The organism is Xanthomonas campestris pv. badrii (genome assembly GCF_012848175.1).
GTDB classification, from domain to species: domain Bacteria; phylum Pseudomonadota; class Gammaproteobacteria; order Xanthomonadales; family Xanthomonadaceae; genus Xanthomonas; species Xanthomonas campestris_C.
In genome coordinates this window covers 318,132-338,707 of record NZ_CP051651.1, presented here as the reverse complement: position 1 = coordinate 338,707, position 20,576 = coordinate 318,132, and the positions used below count along the sequence as shown (strand labels likewise).

At 61.7% G+C, this 20,576-nt stretch carries 7 protein-coding genes and 3 pseudogenes; 4 read left to right on the top strand and 6 right to left on the bottom strand.

Going from position 1 to position 20,576, the window contains the following annotated elements:
- From HG421_RS01435 to HG421_RS01415, 5 genes are all read right to left on the bottom strand, one after another.
- Entirely contained in the window at positions 1-669 is a 669-nt protein-coding gene (locus HG421_RS01435; protein ID WP_169704560.1) for an alpha/beta hydrolase, read from the bottom strand.
- Positions 670-1,047: 378 nt separating this feature from the next.
- Entirely contained in the window at positions 1,048-2,985 is a 1,938-nt protein-coding gene (mdoH, locus tag HG421_RS01430) for a glucans biosynthesis glucosyltransferase MdoH (RefSeq protein ID WP_169704558.1), read from the bottom strand.
- 847 nt (positions 2,986-3,832) lie between these two features.
- Positions 3,833-5,467 carry a M28 family metallopeptidase gene (locus HG421_RS01425; protein WP_343204230.1) on the bottom strand — a complete coding sequence of 545 codons (1,635 nt, stop codon included), beginning with the start codon at positions 5,465-5,467 and terminating at the stop codon, positions 3,833-3,835.
- A gap of 316 nt (positions 5,468-5,783) precedes the next feature.
- Positions 5,784-6,764 carry a GGDEF domain-containing protein gene (locus HG421_RS01420; RefSeq protein ID WP_169704556.1) on the bottom strand — a complete coding sequence of 327 codons (981 nt, stop codon included), beginning with the start codon at positions 6,762-6,764 and terminating at the stop codon, positions 5,784-5,786.
- 245 nt (positions 6,765-7,009) lie between these two features.
- Entirely contained in the window at positions 7,010-8,497 is a 1,488-nt protein-coding gene (locus tag HG421_RS01415; protein WP_169704554.1) for a SulP family inorganic anion transporter, read from the bottom strand.
- Positions 8,498-8,708: 211 nt separating this feature from the next.
- Between HG421_RS01415 and HG421_RS01410 the strand changes: the two genes are divergently transcribed.
- The gene (locus tag HG421_RS01410) at positions 8,709-10,148 is read left to right on the top strand and encodes a cellulase family glycosylhydrolase (RefSeq protein ID WP_169704552.1); all 1,440 of its coding nucleotides are present in this window, start codon (positions 8,709-8,711) and stop codon (positions 10,146-10,148) included.
- A 542-nt stretch (positions 10,149-10,690) separates the two neighbouring features.
- Here the strand turns inward: HG421_RS01410 and HG421_RS01405 are convergent.
- A complete protein-coding gene (locus HG421_RS01405) occupies positions 10,691-18,400 on the bottom strand; it encodes an autotransporter outer membrane beta-barrel domain-containing protein (protein ID WP_169704550.1) in 7,710 nt (2,569 codons plus the stop codon).
- Between the two features lie 435 nt (positions 18,401-18,835).
- Between HG421_RS01405 and HG421_RS21165 the strand changes: the two are divergent.
- The 3 pseudogenes from HG421_RS21165 to HG421_RS01395 form a co-directional block, all read left to right on the top strand.
- Positions 18,836-18,949, top strand: a pseudogene (locus tag HG421_RS21165) (transposase); the annotation flags it as partial.
- Positions 18,950-19,756: 807 nt separating this feature from the next.
- Positions 19,757-20,241: pseudogene (locus tag HG421_RS01400) on the top strand (transposase); the annotation flags it as partial.
- Positions 20,240-20,566: pseudogene (locus tag HG421_RS01395) on the top strand (transposase); the annotation flags it as partial. The pseudogenes HG421_RS01400 and HG421_RS01395, both read left to right, overlap by 2 nt.
- Between the last annotated feature and the right edge of the window lie 10 nt (positions 20,567-20,576).

The following is a 20,576-nucleotide window of genomic DNA, read 5'->3' as shown; positions in this document are numbered from 1 at the left end:
TCAGGCAGCGGTCAAGCGCGCCTGCATCCAGTCGCGCAGGGCGTCGATCTCTTCCAGGCAGACCTGATGGCCCATCGGGTAGCTGTGCCAGTCCAGCGCGAAGCCGAGCGTGCGCAGGGCCTGCATGCTGGCCTGGCCGGCCGCGAACGGCACCACCGGATCGGCGCTGCCGTGGGCCATGAACACCGGTTGGCCAGTGGCGGCCGGCTGCAGCTGGGTGGCCGCAGCGGCCGGGTCCGGCAGATAGGTCGACAGCGCGATCAGCCCGGCCAGCGGCACGCTGCGCTGCAGGCCCACTGCCAGGGTCACCGCGCCGCCCTGCGAGAAGCCGGCCAGCAGGATGCGCCCGGGCGCGGTACCGCGGCTCTGCTCGTGGGCAATCAGCGCTTCGATCTGGGCCACCGATTCGGCGATGCCGGCCTTGTCGGCACGCTGGGCGAAATCCATGCCCACGATGTCATACCACCCGCGCATGCGCACGCCGTTGTTGATGGTGATCGGGCGGATCGGCGCATGCGGGAACACGAAGCGCAACGCCGGCCAGTCGGGGCGCACCAGCTCCGGCACCAGCGGGGCGAAATCGCTGCCGTCGGCCCCCAGGCCATGCAGCCACAGCACGGTCCATTGCGGGTTCGGTCCGGTTTCGCGTTCGATCACTTCCAGCATCATCCAGCTCCGTTCGGGGGCCGGGCATTATGCCTTGCGCGCCGGGCCTGCCCGATCACGCCAGGGTTGGACTGCAGCGCCTTGCCATTGATGGGTGCCGGATGCGCCCGGTATCGCCATCCGGGCAGCTGCTGCGCCGTGCGTCGTTACGGCAACGGCGGAAGCACGTACTGCCTGGATCGCCCGAGCCTGGCGCGGGCGCTCAGATCGACGATCGGCCCCTGGCCGCGACGTGGCTGGGGCGCGCGCACCCTACCCGGGTCGATGTCGGGGGTTGCACAGGATGCCGGCGTGGCACAGCGCCAGGTGTAGCGACGCAGCGAGGTCAGCGATGGCTAACGCACACATGCTGGCCGACACGGGCCAGCGTGGCAGGGTCGCTCAGATCAGCGACGGTTCCAGCGCCGCGGCACGGCGCAATTCGGACGCGCGCACCAGCACCTTGGGCGGATCGAGCTCTTCGGGGATGCAGAAGATGCCGGCGCGGCGCAGTGCCAGGCCGGAACGGCGCAGCGAGGTCAGCGCCACCACCGGGATCGACAGCGCCATGCCCACGATCACCGGCGCCATCCACGCCGCCAGCGACGGCGACACGGTATAGGCCACCGCGCCCATGAACAACCCGAACACGGTCAACCCGCCATAGCTGCGCAACAGCGCCGGCCACGACAGCTTGCCGTCGTCGCGCACCTGCGCGTCCCAGCCCGAATCCTTGCCGGCCAGCACTTCGAACACGCCGCGCGACTGCAGGTACATCACCACCGGCGCCATCAGCGCGGCCAGCACGGTTTCCAGCAGGATGCTCAGCGCGGCGCGAATGGCGCCGCCACAGGCGCGCAGTTCGCGCGGGTTGAGCAGCAATGCGATGTAGCCCAGCAGCTTGGGCGCCAGCAGCACGAACATGGTGCAGATGAAGATCCAGATCGCATTGCCCTGGCTGCTGCCGTGCCAGTAGCGGGCAGGCGAAAACGGCAGGTCGCCGGCCAGATCGATGCCGCCGCCGGCCAGTGGGATGCCGATGCCGATCAGCATCAACAGGCCCCACATCGGCGCGGTGAAGTAATGGCCGATGCCGATCAGCATGTGCATGCGGCTGATCCAGTGCAGCCCCTTTGCGCTCACCACCTTGGCGTGCTGCAGGTTGCCCTGGCACCAGCGGCGGTCGCGGATCAGCAGGTCCGTGAGCGTGGGCGGGCCTTCTTCGTAGCTGCCCTGCAGGTACGGCACCATGTGCATGGCCCAGCCGCCGCGCCGCATCAGCGCCGCTTCGACGAAGTCATGGCTGAGCACGTGGCCGCCGAACGGCTTGCGCCCGCGCAGCGACGGCAGGCCGGCGTGATCGGCAAAGGCCTGGGTGCGGATAATGGCGTTGTGGCCCCAGTAATTGCTCTCGGCGCCATGCCACCAGGCCACGCCGAAGGCAATGATCGGGCCGTACACGCGGCCGCCGAACTGCTGCATGCGGGCGAACAGGGTCTGCCCGTTGACCACCGCCGGCAGGGTCTGGATCAGGCCCACGTCCGGGTTGGTTTCCATGCCCGCGACCAGCCGCACGATGGTGTCGCCGGTCATCACGCTGTCGGCGTCCAGGATCAGCATCTGCGGATAGCTGCCGCCGAAGCGGCGCACCCAGTCGGCCACGTTGCCGGCCTTGCGCGCGGCATTGTCCGCACGGCGGCGGTAGAAGATGCGGCCATGCCCGCCGACGCGGTCGCACAGTTCGTTATAGACCAGCTCTTCGGCGCGGCCGATGTGCTCGCGGGTGGTGTCGCTGAGCACGAAGAAGTCGAAGTGCTCCAGCTGGCCGGTCTCGGCCACCGATTCATAGATGGCCTGCAGGCCGGCCAGCAGCCGGCGCGGGTCTTCGTTGTAGGTGGGCATCAGCAGCGCGGTGCGCGAACGCAGCGTGGGCAGCGGCTGCTCCGGGTCGATGCCGAGCTTGCGCCCGGCGCGCGCCACCACGGTGACGAAACCGGCCACCGCGCTGGCGAAGGACATCGCGATCCAGGCAAACAGCAGCACGAACAGCCCCAGCAGGCAGCCTTCCAGCACGCTGATGCCGTCGGGCCACAACACGCTGAGCATCACCCACACCGCAATCGCGGTGGTGGCGAAGGTACCGCCGATCAGATAGAAGCGGCGCAGCCCGATGCCGGGCGGCGAAGTGCGCTGGTGCGGCACCTTCAACTGGCCCTCGCGCAGCGATTGTTCGGGCATCGCCAGCGGCGCTTCCGGCGGCAGTGTGGGCTGGCCTGCGTCGAGCGCGGAGACGGGGGGCAAGTCGGTTGGTGCGGGGGAAAGGGTCACGGTACCGTCCATCAGGGCTGCCCGTCGCACAAGCGCGACAGTGTGGGCGGAAACGGGAGATGCATCGCGGCAACGCATCGCGACGGCGACCTGCGCGCGGCGACGGGAGCACGCCTTGCGGTGTGCAGGCACAACGCGGGATGGGCAGCTTTGGAACCACTCCGATGCACAAACTCTCCTGGCGGCGACGCAACGTCGCGGCTCATCCTAAAGAATCGTCCGTTAAAGGAAACGAAGACCATTGTGCGGTCTTCGCCCCTCCCGACGAGGACCGCGCGGCAGACTACGCCGTGACAACCGAACGCAACCCCAACAGATTGCAGGCTGGCGCACCCGTTGTCACGGCTGCTGGCCGGCTTTACTGCAAGTGATGTGCCATAAGGTGCAGCCTGGGGCGTTGGCGTTGGGTTGTCAGTTTTTGATGCAGCCAAGGCCGGGAGCCAAAGCCTGGCTGGTCGAGAGCGCGGTGCCCTCACCGCTCGCGGGACACGCCGTGAACCCGTCCATGGGGGCCGTTGGCGGCATCCATGCCGCCAACGGCCCCGCAATCGGTGAGGACACCGCGCCAGCCAGTTGGCTGGTGGCTTCATCGAAGAACGGAATCAGCGCACCAGACAGTTTGCTGGCTGTTTTTATTGAACGCTCTGCACACCGACCAACTCCACTGGTCCTTGCCCGCTCACCGTCGCGGGACCTTTGGCGGCATGGATGCCGCCAAAGAGCTTACAGGGACGTACTTGCAGCGTGTCCCGCGATGGTGGGCGGGCAAGGGCCCCGCAGCAAACGCAAACAAGCCGAGGGCTCGGGGCTCTGCGCAGCGAAACCGCAACGCGCGCCCGACAGTGGCGCAACAACCCTGTTACTTGCGTGCCGCCTCGCTGGCATCGCGGGTGACGCGGAACTGGGAATCGCTGCTCCAGTTCGGCCACTGGCGCGAATCGGCCAGCTGCTGGCCCAGCGTGTACAGCACGCCCAGGTCGCGCGCGGCGCCGGCGAAGGTCCAGTCCGGCTTCCACTCATCGCCCTGCTGGTGATAGCGCTTGGCGGTGTAGTCGTCGGATGCGGCCTTGCCTGCGGCCACGCCGCCCACCTCCCAATCCTGCCCGGCCGCATACGACAGCGCCGGCACGCCACGCTTGGCGAAGGAGAAGTGATCGGAACGGAAGAAGTAACCGGCCTGCGGCTTGGGATCGGGGGTGTAGCGCAGCTTGGACTGCCCGGCCACGGTCTTGAGCTGGTCGAGCAGTTCAAGCTTGGCGGTGCCGTAGATGCCGAAGTCGCGCGAGGGCACGAACGGATTCATGCCGTCCATGTTGATCACCGCCACCGTGGTGTCCAGCGGGTACAGCGGCTTGGAGGCGTAGAACTCCGAGCCCAGCAGGCCCTTTTCCTCGGCGGTGACCGCCAGGAAGACCACCGAGCGCTCCGGCCTGGGCGCCTTGGCGAAGCCGCGTGCCAGTTCCAGCAAGGCGGCGGTACCGCTGGCGTTGTCCAGCGCGCCGTTGAAGATGGTGTCGCCCCGCGCATCCGGCTTGCCCACGCCGATGTGGTCCCAATGCGCGCTGTAGATCAGCGTCTCGTTGGGCCGTTTGCTGCCCTCCAGCCGCGCCACCACGTTGTGCGAGGTGATCACGTCGGATTTGACCCGGTAGCTGGCGCTCAGGCCTTGGCCCTTGAGTTCCACCGGCGTGAAGCCGCGGGTCTGCGCCTGCTTCTTCAAGGCCTCGAAATCCAGCCCGGCGCGCTTGAACAGCGTGGCCGCCAGATCGCGCTGGATCCAGCCTTCCAGCGTGGGATGCGCCGCGCGCGGGTTGTCGCGCACCACGTCGAACATGGTGTTGGTATTGGAACTGGCCACGGTGTCCCAGCCATAGGAGGCCGGCGCGGTTTCGTGGACCACCAGCACGCCGAGCGCGCCCTGGCGTGCGCCCTCTTCGTACTTGTAGGTCCAGCGGCCGTAGTAGGTCATGCCGGCACCGTCGAAGGCGCCCTTGCCGGTTTCGAAGTCCGGGTCGTTGATCAGCACCACCGCGATCTTGCCCTTCAGGTCCACGCCCTTGAAGTCGTCCCAGTCGCGCTCGGGCGCCTTGACGCCGTAGCCGACGAACACCAGCGGCGCGTTGGCGATGTCGACGGTGGACGATCCGTCCAATGCGGCGCGGATGGCGATCTGCTTGCCCTGGGTCAGCGGCTGCGACTTGCCGGCATCGGCCAGCGCGATGGTCGGTGCACCGACGATATCGGCACGCCGCAGCGGCACCGCCTGGGTCCACAGGCGCTTGCCATCGGCGAGATCGCCGCCAGGCTGCAGGCCGGCATCGGCGAACTGCTTGCTCAGGTAGGCAATGGTCTTCTCTTCGCCGGCAGTGGCCGGGCCGCGGCCTTCGTAGGCGTCGGAGGCCAGTTCCTTGACGTCGCGCGAGATGCGCGCGCCATCGAACGTCGGCGCCTGCGCCATCACCACGGTCGAGACCGCCATCGCCAGCAGGCCCATCGCCACGGTCTTGCCGGCCCGCTTGATCGCGGCACGCTTGATCACAACTCGCTTCACTGCAGCACCCCAGGTGGTATCCAAACAGCCCCCGAGTGTAGCCACTGCGACCAGGTGCTGCTGGCGGTGCAGTGAGGTGCGATCCGTCTGGGCGGGTTTGCGGCACGCGGGAACGGCCTGTAGCGCCGGCGTGGCGTGGCTGCGCGCAGTGGTCGGGATGCTGCACCAAGCGCGAGCAACCCGGTCTGCACGCAGGCCACCTCGATCCGCCACACAGGCGCACCAGTCCAAGGTTGCGCAATAGAGTTGATTGCCGCGCTCAGAACAGGTCGACGCTGCCGACCTGCTGGGCGAGCTGCTGCATCTGGCCGCTGGCGATCAATTCGGCATACACCGCGGCACGATTGCGGCCGTGCTGCTTGGCCCAGTACAGCGCCTTGTCGGCCTCGTCGAGCATCTGGCTGATCAAGCGGCCATGGGTCAGCTCCACGATCCCGGTGCTGAGGGTGACCTGGCCCACCTGCGGGAAGTCGTGCCCGGCCACCGCCGCGCGGAAGCGCTCGAACAGGCCGACCGCGACATCGCGATCCACCCCACGCAGCACGATCACGAATTCCTCGCCGCCAAAGCGGAACAGCAGATCGTCCTGGCGGAACGCACGCTGCATCAGCTGCGCCACCAGCAACAGAACCTCGTCGCCATACAGATGGCCAAAGGTGTCGTTGACGCGCTTGAAGTGATCGATGTCCACGATCCCCAGCCACACGCCCTGCGCCGCTGCCGCCTCGGCGCTACCGGAGAACAGCTGCAGGATCACATCGTCGAAGGTCTTGCGGTTGCGCAGGCCGGTCAGCGCGTCGCGCTGGGCATCGTCGAGCAGGCTGCGGTAGTTCTGGAAGAAGCGTGCGAAGCCTTGCAGCATCGCCTGTTCGGCGGCGCCGGGTGCGCGTGCGCTGCCCACCCGCAGGCAGGTGCGGATGCCGCGTGCTTCCATCATCGGGTAGACCAGCAGCGCGCGACCGTCCCGGTGCAGCTGCACCACCTCGCCCGCGCCATGCACATCGGCCAGCTGGGCACGCAGCTGCGCATCCTTCAGCTCGGCCACCGTCAGCTGCAGCCGGCCATCGTCGCGCAGCCGGGTTTCGGCCATGCTGCGGCCGTCCGGGGCGATGCGCAGCAGCGACAGGTCGTCGGCGGCACAGACCTCGCGCATGGTGCGCAGCAGGCTCAGGTCGAGCAGATCGGCATCGCGGATGGCCGTCATGTCCACCATCCGCTCCAGCAAGGGCGTGGTGCTCATCGGCGCCTCGCCCCCCGTGCAGGCGCAGGCGCAGACCCGGCGTGGCAGGCACGGACCGCTGGCAGACAACGGGGGTGGCAACGCACAGGCTTCACGACAGCGACCGGCAACCAGGATGCCGGTTCATCGGCGTGGGCCACGCAAACTTGAGGTCGCTGGCCGGCCACGCTCAGCCAACGGCCAGCCCCCCTGCGCGGCGGACAAAAACGCCCGCTGCGCCGGGCGTTCGCAGCGCCCGCGCGGGCTCAGGGCAGCGCGGATTCCAGCGCGTCTTCGCCCAGCGCATGCGCCTGCATCAGGCGCCGGCTGCCGGCATTCAGGCCCCTGACCTGCACCTCCAGGTCGTGGTGCCGCAGCCGCTGCACCACCTTGTCCAGGGCGGCCACGGCGGTGATGTCCCAGAAGTGCGCACGGCCGACATCGATCACCACGCTGCGGCCGGGCACCTGGCGCGCATCGAAGGCGTCGATGAACACGTCGGCCGAGGCGAAGAACACCTGCCCGCGCACGCTGTAGGTCCGCACGCCGTCTGCGCCATCGTCGTGCGTGATCTGCAGCAGCCCGGCCACCTTGAAGGTGAAGAACACCCCGCTCAACACCACCCCCACCGCCACCCCGGCGGCTAGGTTGTGGGTGGCCAGGGTCACCGCCACGGTGGCCAGCATCACCACGCTGGAGGTACGCGGATGGGTGATGACGGTGCGCAGCGAACGCCAGTCGAAGGTCTCGGCCGAGACCATCACCATGATCGCCACCAGCGCGACCACCGGTACCTGCGACACCCACGGCTTGAGCAGTACCATCAGGATCAGCAGGAACACGCCGGCAAACAGTGTCGACAGCCGGCCACGGCCGCCGTACTTCACGTTGCCCACGGTCTGCCCGATCATGCCGCAACCGGCAATGCCGCCGAACAGGCTGGCCGCCGCGTTGGCGATGCCCAGCCCGGTGCATTCGCGGTTCTTGTTGCTGGGCGTATCGGTGAGTTCATCGACCACGCGCGCGGTCATCAGCGATTCGAGCAGGCCCACCATGGCAATGGCCAACGCCGGCAGCGCGATGATGCGCAAGGTCTCCAGCGTCAGCGGCACCGACGGCCATTGCAGGAACGGCAGCGCAGTGGGCAGCTTGCCGAGGTCGGCCACGGTCTTGAGCGGCAACTGCAACGCGCTGCCGGCGATGGTCAACAGCGCGATGCACAGCAGGGGCGAGGGAATTGCCGACAGCCCGGGCAGGCGCAGGCGCGGCAGGCCGTAGATGATCGCCAGGCCCACCCCGAGCATGGCCCAGGTGGCGAGATTGGCGCCCAGCAGATGCGGCAGCTGCGCGGCGAAGATCAGCACCGCCAGCGCATTGACAAAGCCGGTACGCACCGAGCTACTGACGAAGCGCATCAGCACGCCCAGCCGCAGCAGCCCGAACGCGATCTGCACCGCGCCAGCCAGCAGGCCGGCGGCCAACAGGTACGGCAGGCCGTGCGCGGCCACCAGCGGCGCCGCCACCAGGGCCACCGAGCCGGCCGCAGCAGAAATCATCGCCGGGCGTCCGCCACAAAACGCAATCACGATGCCAATCACGAAGGATGCGAACAGACCGACCTGCGGATCCACGCCGGCCACGAAGGCGAACGCGATCACCTCGGGAATCAGGGCGAACGTGGCGACCGCACCGGCCATGAGTTCGCGCGCCGGGGAGGCGCGCCATTGCGCCAGTTCGGCACGCAGGAAAGACATTGGGGGACACTCCGGGGACAGAAAGGACAGCCTGCGGACAGTGCGCAGCGGCCATAGTGTGCGGGAAAGCGACCGCGCCCGCAGCCCGGTTGTGATCTGTGCGCCAATGCGCTTTTCTGTGGCAGCGATCACGCCACGCGACGCGGCTGCAGACCAAGATGCCCCCCTCACTGGGCTCGGGTGTCGAGTCCGGTTATCTAGGGAGAAAACCATGTCCATCTTCAGGACTGCAAGTACGCTCGCCTTGGCGACCGCAATGGCCCTGGCCGCCGCGCCGGCCTTCAGCTATTCCATCAGCAACAACAAGGTTGTCGACGACAGCGGCAAGGTGGTGCAGCTCAAGGGTGTCAACGTGTTCGGCTTCGAGACCGGCAACCATGTCATGCATGGCCTGTGGGCGCGCAACTGGAAGGACATGATCGTCCAGATGCAGGGCCTGGGCTTCAATGCGGTGCGTCTGCCGTTCTGCCCGGCCACGCTGCGCAGCGGCCAGATGCCCAGCAGCATCGACTACAGCCGCAACGCCGATCTGCAGGGCCTGACCTCGCTGCAGATCCTCGACAAGGTGATCAACGAATTCAATGCGCGCGGCATGTACGTGCTGCTGGATCACCACACTCCCGATTGCGCCGCGATCTCCGAGCTCTGGTACACCGGCTCCTACACCGAAGCCCAGTGGCTGGCCGACCTGCGCTTTGTGGCCAACCGCTACAAGAACGTGCCCTACGTGCTTGGTCTGGACCTGAAGAACGAACCGCACGGCGCCGCCACCTGGGGCACCGGCAACGCCGCCACCGACTGGAACAAGGCCGCCGAGCGCGGGTCGGCCGCGGTGCTGGCCGTGGCACCGAAGTGGATCATTGCGGTGGAAGGCATCACCGACAACCCGGTGTGCTCCACCAATGGCGGCATCTACTGGGGTGGCAACCTGCAGCCGCTGGCCTGCACCCCGTTGAACATCCCGGCCAACCGCCTGCTGCTGGCCCCGCATGTCTACGGCCCGGACGTGTACGTGCAGTCGTACTTCAACGACAGCAACTTCCCCAACAACATGCCGGCCATCTGGGACCGCCACTTCGGCCAGTTCGCCGGCAAGTACGCGTTGCTGCTGGGCGAATTCGGCGGCAAGTACGGCGAAGGCGATGCACGCGACAAGGTCTGGCAGGACGCGCTGGTGAAGTACCTGCGCAGCAAGGGCATCAACGAAGGCTTCTACTGGTCGTGGAATCCCAACAGCGGCGACACCGGCGGCATCCTGCGCGATGACTGGACCACCGTGCGCCAGGACAAGATGACGCTGCTGCGCACCCTGTGGGGCACCGTCTCCAGCACGACTCCAACCCCGACGCCGACGCCCACTCCGACACCAACTCCGACTCCGACGCCCACCCCGGGCACCAGCGCCTTCAGCACCAAGGTGATCCTGGACAGCAGCTGGAACGGCGGCTCGTGCAACCGCGTGCAGGTCACCAACACCGGTACCGCCAGCGGCAACTGGGCGGTGACGGTGCCGGTCACCGGCAAGGTCAACAACGCCTGGAACGTGGTGTGGTCGCAGAGCGGCAGCACCCTGAGCGCAAGCGGCGTGGATTTCAACCGCACGCTCTCGGCCGGCGCGACGGCCGAGTTTGGCTTCTGCTCGGCAACATAAGCACGACCCGAGCGGACACCGAGCGTGTCCGCCCCACCGCGCCTGCGGTGATCGGGCGATCACCGCATGGCCGGATGGATGACTGCATGCCGACCGTGCACGGTGGTCGGCATGCCTCGACGCGCTGCTGCTCGGACGTCAGCAGTCTGCCGATGCCGGCTTGGCCGGAGTGCTCGGCATCGTACTGGGCCAGCCAGCGCGGCACCGCGCTGTCAACCACGTCCTAGTCCCGGCACGCCCAGGCCTTGCTTTCAGATCATCTGCGCCACCTGCAGCTTGAAGGCGGTATCCAAAGGCTACGGACTCGGGGGCATGTCTTGCTCGGCTCTCATGGGAATGATCATCCCCTCTCAAGGTGCCTACCAGAGTTACACCAGGACAGGACAGATGCAGCGGCTTGCACAAGGCAGAGGAGACGATTTGCCTGCAGCGTTTACGCATACACAAGCAATCAGAGCCGCCTCCCCCTCGGATCGTTGCTACCCCCAACTTGGATGGGGGCGGCTTATGGATTCCCCGGGGCAGCTCCTTACACGCCCGCATTACCAGGAATACTTCATACCCCCTTGAATCATCACGCCAGAGTAATCGTTAGAACCGACTTGCCGTCCCAAACTGCCCCAGGCTACGAAGTTATGTCCCACCGTTGCGTCTGTACCAACGTTGACTTCCAAATGATGTCTAGCCGCTTCGGAATCAACGCTCAAAGTGTCGAAAGACACTGCGCCAACGTTTGTATTGCTGTACCAGTTCAATGTGACGAAGGGTTGTACCACCTCATCATAAGATTTGAACGAACCTTCCAGTCTCAAACCAAGGCGATAGTTCACGCTATCGGGTCGCTCTGAGACAACGTGCGTCCCCGTGGACCGCTCGGTACGTCCGGCCTGTTTATAGTGATCATAAATCACCTCGACTTGCGGCTGTAAGAGCAGCGGTCGAGTGACAGAATCATTCAACCGAAAGCCATAGCCGCCTTCCAGAGAAGCGGACGTACTGGATGCATTATAGGTCTCTGCATCAAGACCATTATCCTGAATCCGGTTTCTATACCTGCCGTAACGTAGTGCGGTGTTGACATAGGCCCCAATATTTTCCTGATTATTGGCGAACCAAGTACCATAAACCCCACCCATCGTTCCCCGCACCCTACCGCCTGCCCGCTCGCCAGTATTCAACAGCCGGGAAGATGTTGTGGCGTTTCCATAACCGACCATGGCTCCTATACGCATTTCGCCATTCATTCCAACGTCCACGTCAGCGTCAAGGCCAGTAACCAAGTTACTGTAGTCCAAGCTGATCTTCTGACCTCTAACTTCGTCGTAAGAAAGACTGCCGCCACTCACGCGCGCCCAGAATGGAGTATCAAATCTTTCGCTAGCAACACGCCTAGATAAATTTCCTGCCCGGGCCTGCAAAGGCACGCCAAACATCGATGTCGCTGCGTTGCGATTAGCCAGATACAAACCTACTTCAGGACGGAAGGTACTTGAGGAAATCAGATACCAGTCATCAGCAACGCCTCCGTTCCCTCCCCGCTTGAGCGTATAGTCGTACGCACCCGCCGTGATGGTGCCGAAGCGCTCGCGATACCCCGTGGAACGGCTATCCAGGCTGAACGCATCTGCGGCGGTAGTCGCTTCGTTGGCCGTTTTCACAACAACGATTCCAGTCGACGTTTTAGCCCCGGCGCCACCGGCATTGTCAACAATCACGCTAGTATGGCCCGTTGCACTGCCTCCATCGATGACCAGGCGATCTGTCTGCGAATCATCGCCCCCCAAGACCGTTCGAATCCTAAATACCCCATTATTACCCACATAACCATTACGTACAGTCACGGAATTGCCCGGTTGCGCACTGGAATCGACTGCGGCAAGATCGACCAAGCCAGCGTTTGTGAAACCTGCATTGAGCTGCAGGTCCTGATTCAGATGGTCCGCATAAGTCTCCAGAGAATTCAGCGCATTCAGCGTCCCAGCGTTAGTCACAGGAGCGTCGATCGTGGCGAAACTGGCCAAGGCACCTTGCCTATTGACCTGGATGAAACCTGCGTTACCACTGCCTTGACTCATTACCAACGTACCGCCCTCGACCGTTATCGCGCCTGCGGATTGCAGGGTTGAACCAGTCGTGAGCATACCGCTACCGTACTTGATGAACGAACCACTTCCGGTCACAAGGTTATTCAGCGACCAATCCTCCGAGGTATCGACCGCCAATGTTCCTGCATTGGTGATCGCCGCAGCGCCCAGGTTGGAAGGCCCGGTCACGCGAAGGACAGAACCGGCATCGGCAATCTGCATGGTTCCCGTAAATTGGCTATTGTCGCCGCTCAGGGTGATGTCAGAAGGGTCAATACTCAACACCCCCGCTCCAGAGAGCGCATTGACCAGCGTGCCGTTCGCATCTTGAAACGCCAACTGTCCGTTAATGGTAATTGCACCGCGCCCCAATCCATTGCCCTGTGAAAGCCTGACCGTTGCGGTTGGAGCAATGCTCACCGCCGCGCCCAAGGCGTCATTGCCCCCGGTAACGGCAGTGCTACCGTCGGCGAACATCAGCCTGCCGTCGCCAGCTAAGACACCAGCGATCGCCCCCCCCTTTACCGTCAGCGACCCGCCATCAAGGTTGAGCGCACTGCCAGCGACGGTGTCAAGAATCCCCACGGTCTGCGCACGCCCCTGCATATCCAACGTCGTGCCCGACGCCATCGTCAACCAGGAGGTTGCGCCAAATGCGTTGTCTGTGGCCATCTCGACCGTCCCTGCCTGGAGCGACGTCGGTCCTGTGTAGCTGTTGGCCACATTACCGAAGATGACCCTGCCTCCTGCAGCAGTGAGCGATACCCCACCCGCGCCACTGACAACAGCATTAAAGATTCCTTCCGTCGAGCCGCCATCCGCCACGTTGAGCGCAAGCATTTTGTCCTGGTAAAGATCTACGCCCTGCAGGCCCCAAGCCAGGTTCAGGTCGTTGGCCTGCTGCGCCAACTTGAGCCCCCATGACCCAAGCCCCACTCCAGCGCCACTGACATCCTTCAACTCCGCACGCAACGGATCCAACGACAGCCCATTACGATCCCGCAATGTCAGGTTGGCGACAGATCCTTGAAGACCAGAAACGGTATGGACAAGCGTGCGCTCGATACTATCGCCGGAGGTGAACAGGTTGGTCTCATTGATTTGCCCCTGTTCGACACTTGAGAGATCGGCTTCGATGGTGCCCGTCGTCATGGCCAAGGACTGGGACGTCACCGGAGCCTGGTCGGCCAGATCAAGTGTGCCCCCATCAAGACCGAGCGCCCCTGTCGCGTTCGTGCCTAGCGTAAGCACGTTACCGTCGCCCGAGGCCAGGGTTGCTGCGCTAAACATGCCGCTACTGCGGCCATCCAGAGTGTAGCGGCCATTCACCAGACTGACCTTGCCCGTAAACGCATCGAACCCCGACAGGCGATAGCCAGCATCGGCAGAACCCGCTGTCAACAGAAATGCACCGCCGCCCACCCAGGCATTGTCTAGCACAAGAGGCTCCCCTTGAGCCGCATTCACCGCCAACGTGCCATCGACAATGCCCAAGGAAAGCTGAGAAAGCTCGGTATCGGCCATCGTCAACATACTGTCATCGGCCACATTCAAGGTGCCGGCAAAAGTTGATAGTCCTGACAAGTTTGCCTGGGTGCCATCGGCGGCCACCAGCAACCCTGTGCCAGTGACATTATTGTCCAGCGTGCCCGATACCCCGCTGAGCCGCAGTTCGGAAGCATTGTTGATCGCACTGCTGCCCAGTGCGCCGGCCGTCTCCAGCACAAGCCTACCGCTTGTTATCTCTGTGCTTCCGGTGAAGTCAACATTGTCGCGCCCTATTATCCACGTGTTATCTCCCGTCTTTGCTAATTGACCCGCACCCGAAATTTCATTCGCCAAGGTCGAATCTTCCGCCCCCGCAAGAGTCAAGACAGCGTTGTTGACAATGCCACCCGTGCCTGCTGCATCAGAGGCCAGCAACGTGAGACGACCGCTACTTACGGTCGTGCCTCCGGTGAAGGTATTTCCCTGCGCAAGCGTCCAATCACCGGTATTGGTCACTGCACCGCTACCGGTGAGCACGTTACTCAAGGTGGCCGCCTCACTTCCGCCCAAAACCAAGCCACCCTGAAGAGCGATGTCGCCTTGCCCAAGCCCATTACCCTGCGAAAGAATCGCCGTAGCGCTCGGCGCAATGCTCACTGCGGCCTGGAGGTCTGCGTTGGCGCCCGTAATGGCCGTGTTGCCGTCGACGAACACCAATGCGCCGTCGCCGGCAAGACGCCCCGCGATCGCACCACCCTTCACGCTAAGCGAGCCGCCGCCCAGATCCAGCAGGCTGCCATCGGCGGTATCCAGGGCACCCACGGCCTGCGTATGGCCACGCAGGTTCAACCTCGCCCCTCCCGCCAAGGCGAGACTGGACGACGCGCCAAACGCGTTGTCCGTTGCCACATCGACAGTACCTGCACTCAGCAAACTGCTGCCGGTATACGCATTGGCCACATTGCCGAAAGTCAGCGTACCACCCTCAGCATTGAGCGCTAGCCCGCCCGCACCGCTGAGGACTGCATCGACGATTGCTATGGTCGAACCGCTGTCTGCCAGGTTGACCGATAATGTCTTGTCTTGGTAAATGTCCACGCCCGTCAGGCCGGAGGCAATACCGAACGTGAGTCCTTGCTGGGCGACTTTAAAGCCCCAGGACCCGATGCCCACCGTATCGCCGTCGCTGCCGTGGATTTCGACCCGATCCGTGACATTCACTCCATCCAACTTCAGTGCGGCAGTGGTACCGGTGATTGTGTCCGCAGAAATCAAACCTTGAACGAATGTATCGCCAGTCGTGAAGATACTTTCGCTTATTGGGCCCGGAGTAGGCCTAGGCAACGAACTGACGTCAGCTTGGACCCCCCCCGATGTCAGTGTCAACGACGCAGCGCTGTGCAGCGTCATGTCCGTACCAAAATCGAGCGTCCCGCCGTTGAAAGTAATATTCCCGCTTCCTAAAGAAGTAGTGCTACCGAGACGAAGGGTACCGCCGGTCAAAACGGTGTTTCCAGACCATGCAGAGGTCGTTAAATTAGTGATACCAGCGAGTTGCCGGAGGTTTAGCGTCCCGCCTTCCGTGATGTTCAGATCTTTGTCAAAGCTGTAGCTTGAACCGGTGTGATTGAAAATGATATTTCCTGTTCCCGCACCTACGTGAATTGTGTCATCGCTGGTAGAGATGACTCCAGGTGCCGCCGGCGCGTTGCCATCTAACGCGCCTATAGCGATTGTACCTGCACTGCCGCTTGCGCTGCCGACGGTCAGCGAACCACCCGAAGTGAATGTACCTCCATTGAGCACGCTCAGAGTCCCTGTTCCAGCGTTGCCCACAATAGTCCCATTCTGGTTCGTTAGCACAGAGTTAGCGCCGGAGACAGAAACGGTACCGTCCCCCGTCGTATTATTCCCCAATGCCAAGCCGTAAGTACCGCCGCTAACTGTCAGCTTCCCGCCATTTTCCAGGTTCAAGACACCGACGCCGTTATCGCCAATATTGGAACGCACGCCGCCCCCTCGAATGTCGGCGAAAGTAGCGTCATCACCGGAACCTGAAACCGTAACAGTACCTCTACTGCCACTTGACGCGCCAACGGTCATCGTACCCCTCGAAGTCAATGTACCTCCATTGAGCACGCCCAAAGTACCTGTGCTGCCATCTTCATTCCCAACGATCAGTGCTCCATTCGAAGTGAATGTACCTCCATTGAGCACGCCCACAGTACCCGTGCCGCCATCTTCATTGCCAACGATCAGTGCTCCATTCGAAAGGAATGCGCCTCCATTGAGCACGCTCAGAGTCCCTGCTCCAGCGTTGCCCACAATAGTCCCTTTCTGGTTCGTTAGCACAGAGTTAGCGCCGGAGACAGAAACGGTACCGTCCCCCGTCGTATTATTCCCCAAGGCCAAGCCGTAAGTACCGCCGTTAACTGTCAGTTTCCCGCCATTTTCCACGTTCAAGACACCGACGCCGTTATCGCCAATATTGGAACGCAATTCATAGCCCGCCTCATTAATCACCATATTGGCGAAGTTACCGTCATCATCAGCACCTGAAACCGTAACAGTGCCTCTACTGCCACTTGACGCGCCAACGGTCATTACACCGCCCGAAGTCAATGTACCTCCATTGAGAACGCTCACAATACCTGTGCTGCCACCTTGATTGCCAACAACGATCATCGTACCGTGCGAAGTCAATGTACCTCCATTGAGCACGCCCACATTACCCGTGCTGCCATCTTCACTCCCAACGATCAGTGCTCCATTCGAAGAGAATGTACCTCCATTGAGCACGCTCAGAGTCCCTGCTCCAGCGTTGCCCACAATAGTCCCATTCTGGTTCGTTAGCACAGAGTTAGCGCCGGAGACAGAAACGGTACCGTCCCCCGTCGTATTATTCCCCAAGGCCAAGCCGTAAGTACCGCCGCTAACTGTGAGCTTCCCGCCATTTTCCAGGTTCAAGACACCGACGCCGTTATCGCCAATATTGGAACGCACGCCGCCCCCTCGAATGTCGGCGAAAGTAGCGTCATCACCGGAACCTGAAACCGTAACAGTACCTCTACTGCCACTTGACGCGCCAACGGTCATCGTACCCCTCGAAGTCAATGTACCTCCATTGAGCACGCCCAAAGTACCTGTGCTGCCATCTTCATTCCCAACGATCAGTGCTCCATTCGAAGTGAATGTACCTCCATTGAGCACGCCCACAGTACCCGTGCCGCCATCTTCATTGCCAACGATCAGTGCTCCATTCGAAAGGAATGCGCCTCCATCGAGCACGCTCAGAGTCCCTGCTCCAGCGTTGCCCACAATAGTCCCATTCTGGTTCGTTAGCACAGAGTTAGCGCCGGAGACAGAAACGGTACCGTCCCCCGTCGTATTATTCCCCAAGGCCAAGCCGTAAGTACCGCCGCTAACTGTCAGCTTCCCGCCATTTTCCAGGTTCAAGACACCGACGCCGTTATCGCCAATATTGGAACGCACGCCGCCCCCTCGAATGTCGGCGAAAGTAGCGTCATCACCGGCACCTGAAACCGTAACAGTACCTCTACTGCCACTTGACGCGCCAACGGTCATCGCACCCCTCGAAGTCAACGCACCTCCATTGAGCACGCCCACAGTACCCGTGCCGCCATCTTCATTCCCAACGATCAGCGCTCCATCCGAAGTGAATGTACCTCCATTGAGCACGCTCAGAGTCCCTGTTCCAGCGTTGCCCACAATAGTCCCTTTCTGGTTCGTTAGCACAGAGTTAGCGCCGGAGACAGAAACGGTACCGTCCCCCGTCGTATTATTCCCCAAGGCCAAGCCGTAAGTACCGCCGTTAACTGTCAGTTTCCCGCCATTTTCCACGTTCAAGACACCGACACCGTTATCGCCAATATTGGAACGCAATTCATAGCCCGCCTCATTAATCACCATATTGGCGAAGTTACCGTCATCATCAGCACCTGAAACCGTAACGGTACCCCTACCGCCACTTGACGCACCAACAGTCAGTATACCCTGCGAAGTGAATGCGCCTCCATTGAGCACGCTCAGAGTACCTGTACCAACGTCCCCAACGACCCATTTCCCTTCGGGGTCAATACGCCCAAAACTCCCTGAAACTTGGCCCAAAACTTGGCTCGCCAGACTACCTTTTCCATTTACTGAAAGATCACCACTGCCGGAATTTGCCCCAAGAATTAGGCTCCCAAAGTTGAACGCCGCCCCGTCTACAACACTAATAGATCCTACTCCCGCCCCTCCAATCACCACCTCCGAAGCATTAATCATATCCCCAGGCGCGAGAGGATGTTGATCTGGAATTAAATTTGAAATACCAAGACCGCTTCCAGAGCCCGATAAAACGACACGACCATTACCTCCCCCGTTTAAACCCAGGTACATGTTCTTCGCAACTGCGAAATTCCCTTCATTTACTAGAAGCGTTGCATCCACAGAACTTCCAATCAGCAAATTATCGCTTGAACCGAACAAGCCAAACGAATACACCTGATCGCCCTCAATGGATATTTCTTCGGCGTGAACACCTTGCCCTACTGCTACAACAGCTAGCAGAGCCAAATGAATTGCCACGTGAAGCGGCGATCGCCCCAGCCCACCTTGCGCGCCGGGAGCCACAGGCGTACTTTGCATACTCGGGCACTGCAATTTATTTGAAGACATATCATTATCCTTTGAAATTAATGGGAAGTCTTACCCAAGATAATTGATCGTTGATTGACAGAGCGCGCCATGGAATTTAAAGAACAACAACAGCCTTGCTGCGTCAGTGGGCTACTGCACAGAGCAGATCTGGTGGCTTACGCGTCAAACCGACGCTGCTGCAAGTTCCTAGGCAGAAAACCCATCATGTTGCATAGTCACTTTTATCTTAGCGCTAGTCAGAAAAATGTGATCCACCCTTAATTTCAAACACGGCGGCAATTGGAATTTGATTTTAATATGCATAAATAGGCATACAAATAATGGACATAAATCCAGTCACAGCTACCATCCCGCATTAAGAGAGGCTTACAGCACCCTCCAATTCGGTCAAGCCGGCGCATCATCGCGGGCATGACACGTCGTAACGAGATTCCAATTGCGTAGTGGAAGCTCATCGAGCCACTGATTCCGCAGGTCGAGCCGCCCCTCAAACGGGTACAACCTCGCCTCAGTGATCAGCAGGTGCTCAACGGCATTGTCTATGTGCTGCGCGCGGGCATTCAGTACACGGCGCCGCATCCTCGTTGAGCGGAGATCCAGGCAGATATTCTTTATTGTTGGCGTTTAATAGCTCATCGGCCTTGATCCAACAAACCATCCACGCAAACCCAAAAGTTAAAATAGCAGTCAGACCAACTGCGATCCACCACTCTAAGGGTTGATGCATAAATCTCACGGCGTCACTCTCTATAAATTGGGATTTTTAACTTTCAACGCAAACCTGGTTCGGATGCTGGTGATTCTGTAAACCACGGAACTGCCTGCTGCGTGAACTGGACACACTGGCATGCAAACCAACCACACCGCGTTGCGCAAGCTGCCGCCTCATATCTGCCGCGAGCCCGGGCACGAGTTCCCAGGGCGTGGAGCATACAATTTCCTGCATAGCACTAGACTTCAGTCGCCTTTCGCTACGCACCGACAGACAGCACCCTATCAGCGCTCTGCGCGCATTGCTGTGCGGAGCACGCCAGACGTTTTGGTAAATTGACGGGCAATGCGGAAATTATCGAGAAGCTGAGCTAATTCAGTAAGATTTTGTACCCAACGATCACGACGATGTATTCATCTTTACGTAACGCCGTACTATGCGCTACCGCGCACATCTTCTGGGACAGGCATAAGCCCATTTACGTATGGGCAAATGCCCAACAGGCTGCTGAAATACCAATTTCGGCCCGCCGACCTGCATAGATGAGTAGCTTCTCCGCCAATTCTGAGGCGCCGGCGGACATTTCAGCAGCCTGCCAAGAAACCTCTGAACAACGTGCCACAAATGCGCGGCACCATTGGTTCGGAGTGAGGAGGCCATCCATCCAACTGACGTTCGGTAACGCCGAAGGCCTGGGCAAGCGTCAGCAGAGCCGCCGCGAGATCTTCCTGGCCGAGATGGAGCGCATCGTTTCCGTGAAAGCAACTGCTTGCCCTGATCGAACCGCATTATCCGGTGTCGGGGCGGCCGGGTCGGCAGCCGTGCGCGCTGGCGACGATGTTGCGGACTCATCTGCTGCAGCGGTGGAATGCGTTGAGCGATCCGGCGATGCAAGAGGCATTGCATGAGATCCCGACCCTGCGGCGTTTTGCCCAGCTCGGTGGCTTGGACAACGTTCCCGACGAGACGACGATTCTCAATTTTCGCCGTCTGCTGGAAACCCATGGACGTGCCGCGCATATGCAGGGGGCCGTCAACGCGCATCTGGCGCGTAAGGGTCACAGCTTGCGGTCGGGCATGGTCGCCGATGGACGCTGATCGCTGCGCCCTGTTCGACCAAGAACTCTGACGTGCGCGCGACCCTGATGCGCCACGGCACCACGACCGTGTTCGCCGCGCTGGACATCCACAACGGCAGCGTGATCGCCCAGTGCAAACCCCAACACCGACATCAGGAATTTCTCTAGTTCCTGCAGCATGTGGACGCGCAGGATCTGGACGTACATCTGATCTGCGACAACTACGTCATTCACAAGCACGCAAGGATCAAGGCATGGCTGGCCAAACGGCCGCGCTACCACATCGACTATACACCGACCTATAGTTCCTGGCTCGATCAGGTCGAGCGCTGGTTCGGCCTGACCATCCAACGGGCGATCAGGCGCGGCACCCTCGACTCGGCGACTGATCTAAAATGCAGAC

Bases quoted from the DNA above. Each gene is read 5' to 3' on its own strand.
- HG421_RS01435 (WP_169704560.1), bottom strand. From the start codon at position 669: ATGATGCTGGAAGTGATCGAACGCGAAACCGGACCGAACCCGCAATGG.
- mdoH (WP_169704558.1), bottom strand. From the start codon at position 2,985: ATGGACGGTACCGTGACCCTTTCCCCCGCACCAACCGACTTGCCCCCC.
- HG421_RS01425 (WP_343204230.1), bottom strand. From the start codon at position 5,467: ATGGGCCTGCTGGCGATGGCGGTCTCGACCGTGGTGATGGCGCAGGCG.
- HG421_RS01420 (WP_169704556.1), bottom strand. From the start codon at position 6,764: ATGAGCACCACGCCCTTGCTGGAGCGGATGGTGGACATGACGGCCATC.
- HG421_RS01415 (WP_169704554.1), bottom strand. From the start codon at position 8,497: ATGTCTTTCCTGCGTGCCGAACTGGCGCAATGGCGCGCCTCCCCGGCG.
- HG421_RS01410 (WP_169704552.1), top strand. From the start codon at position 8,709: ATGTCCATCTTCAGGACTGCAAGTACGCTCGCCTTGGCGACCGCAATG.
- HG421_RS01405 (WP_169704550.1), bottom strand. From the start codon at position 18,400: ATGTCTTCAAATAAATTGCAGTGCCCGAGTATGCAAAGTACGCCTGTG.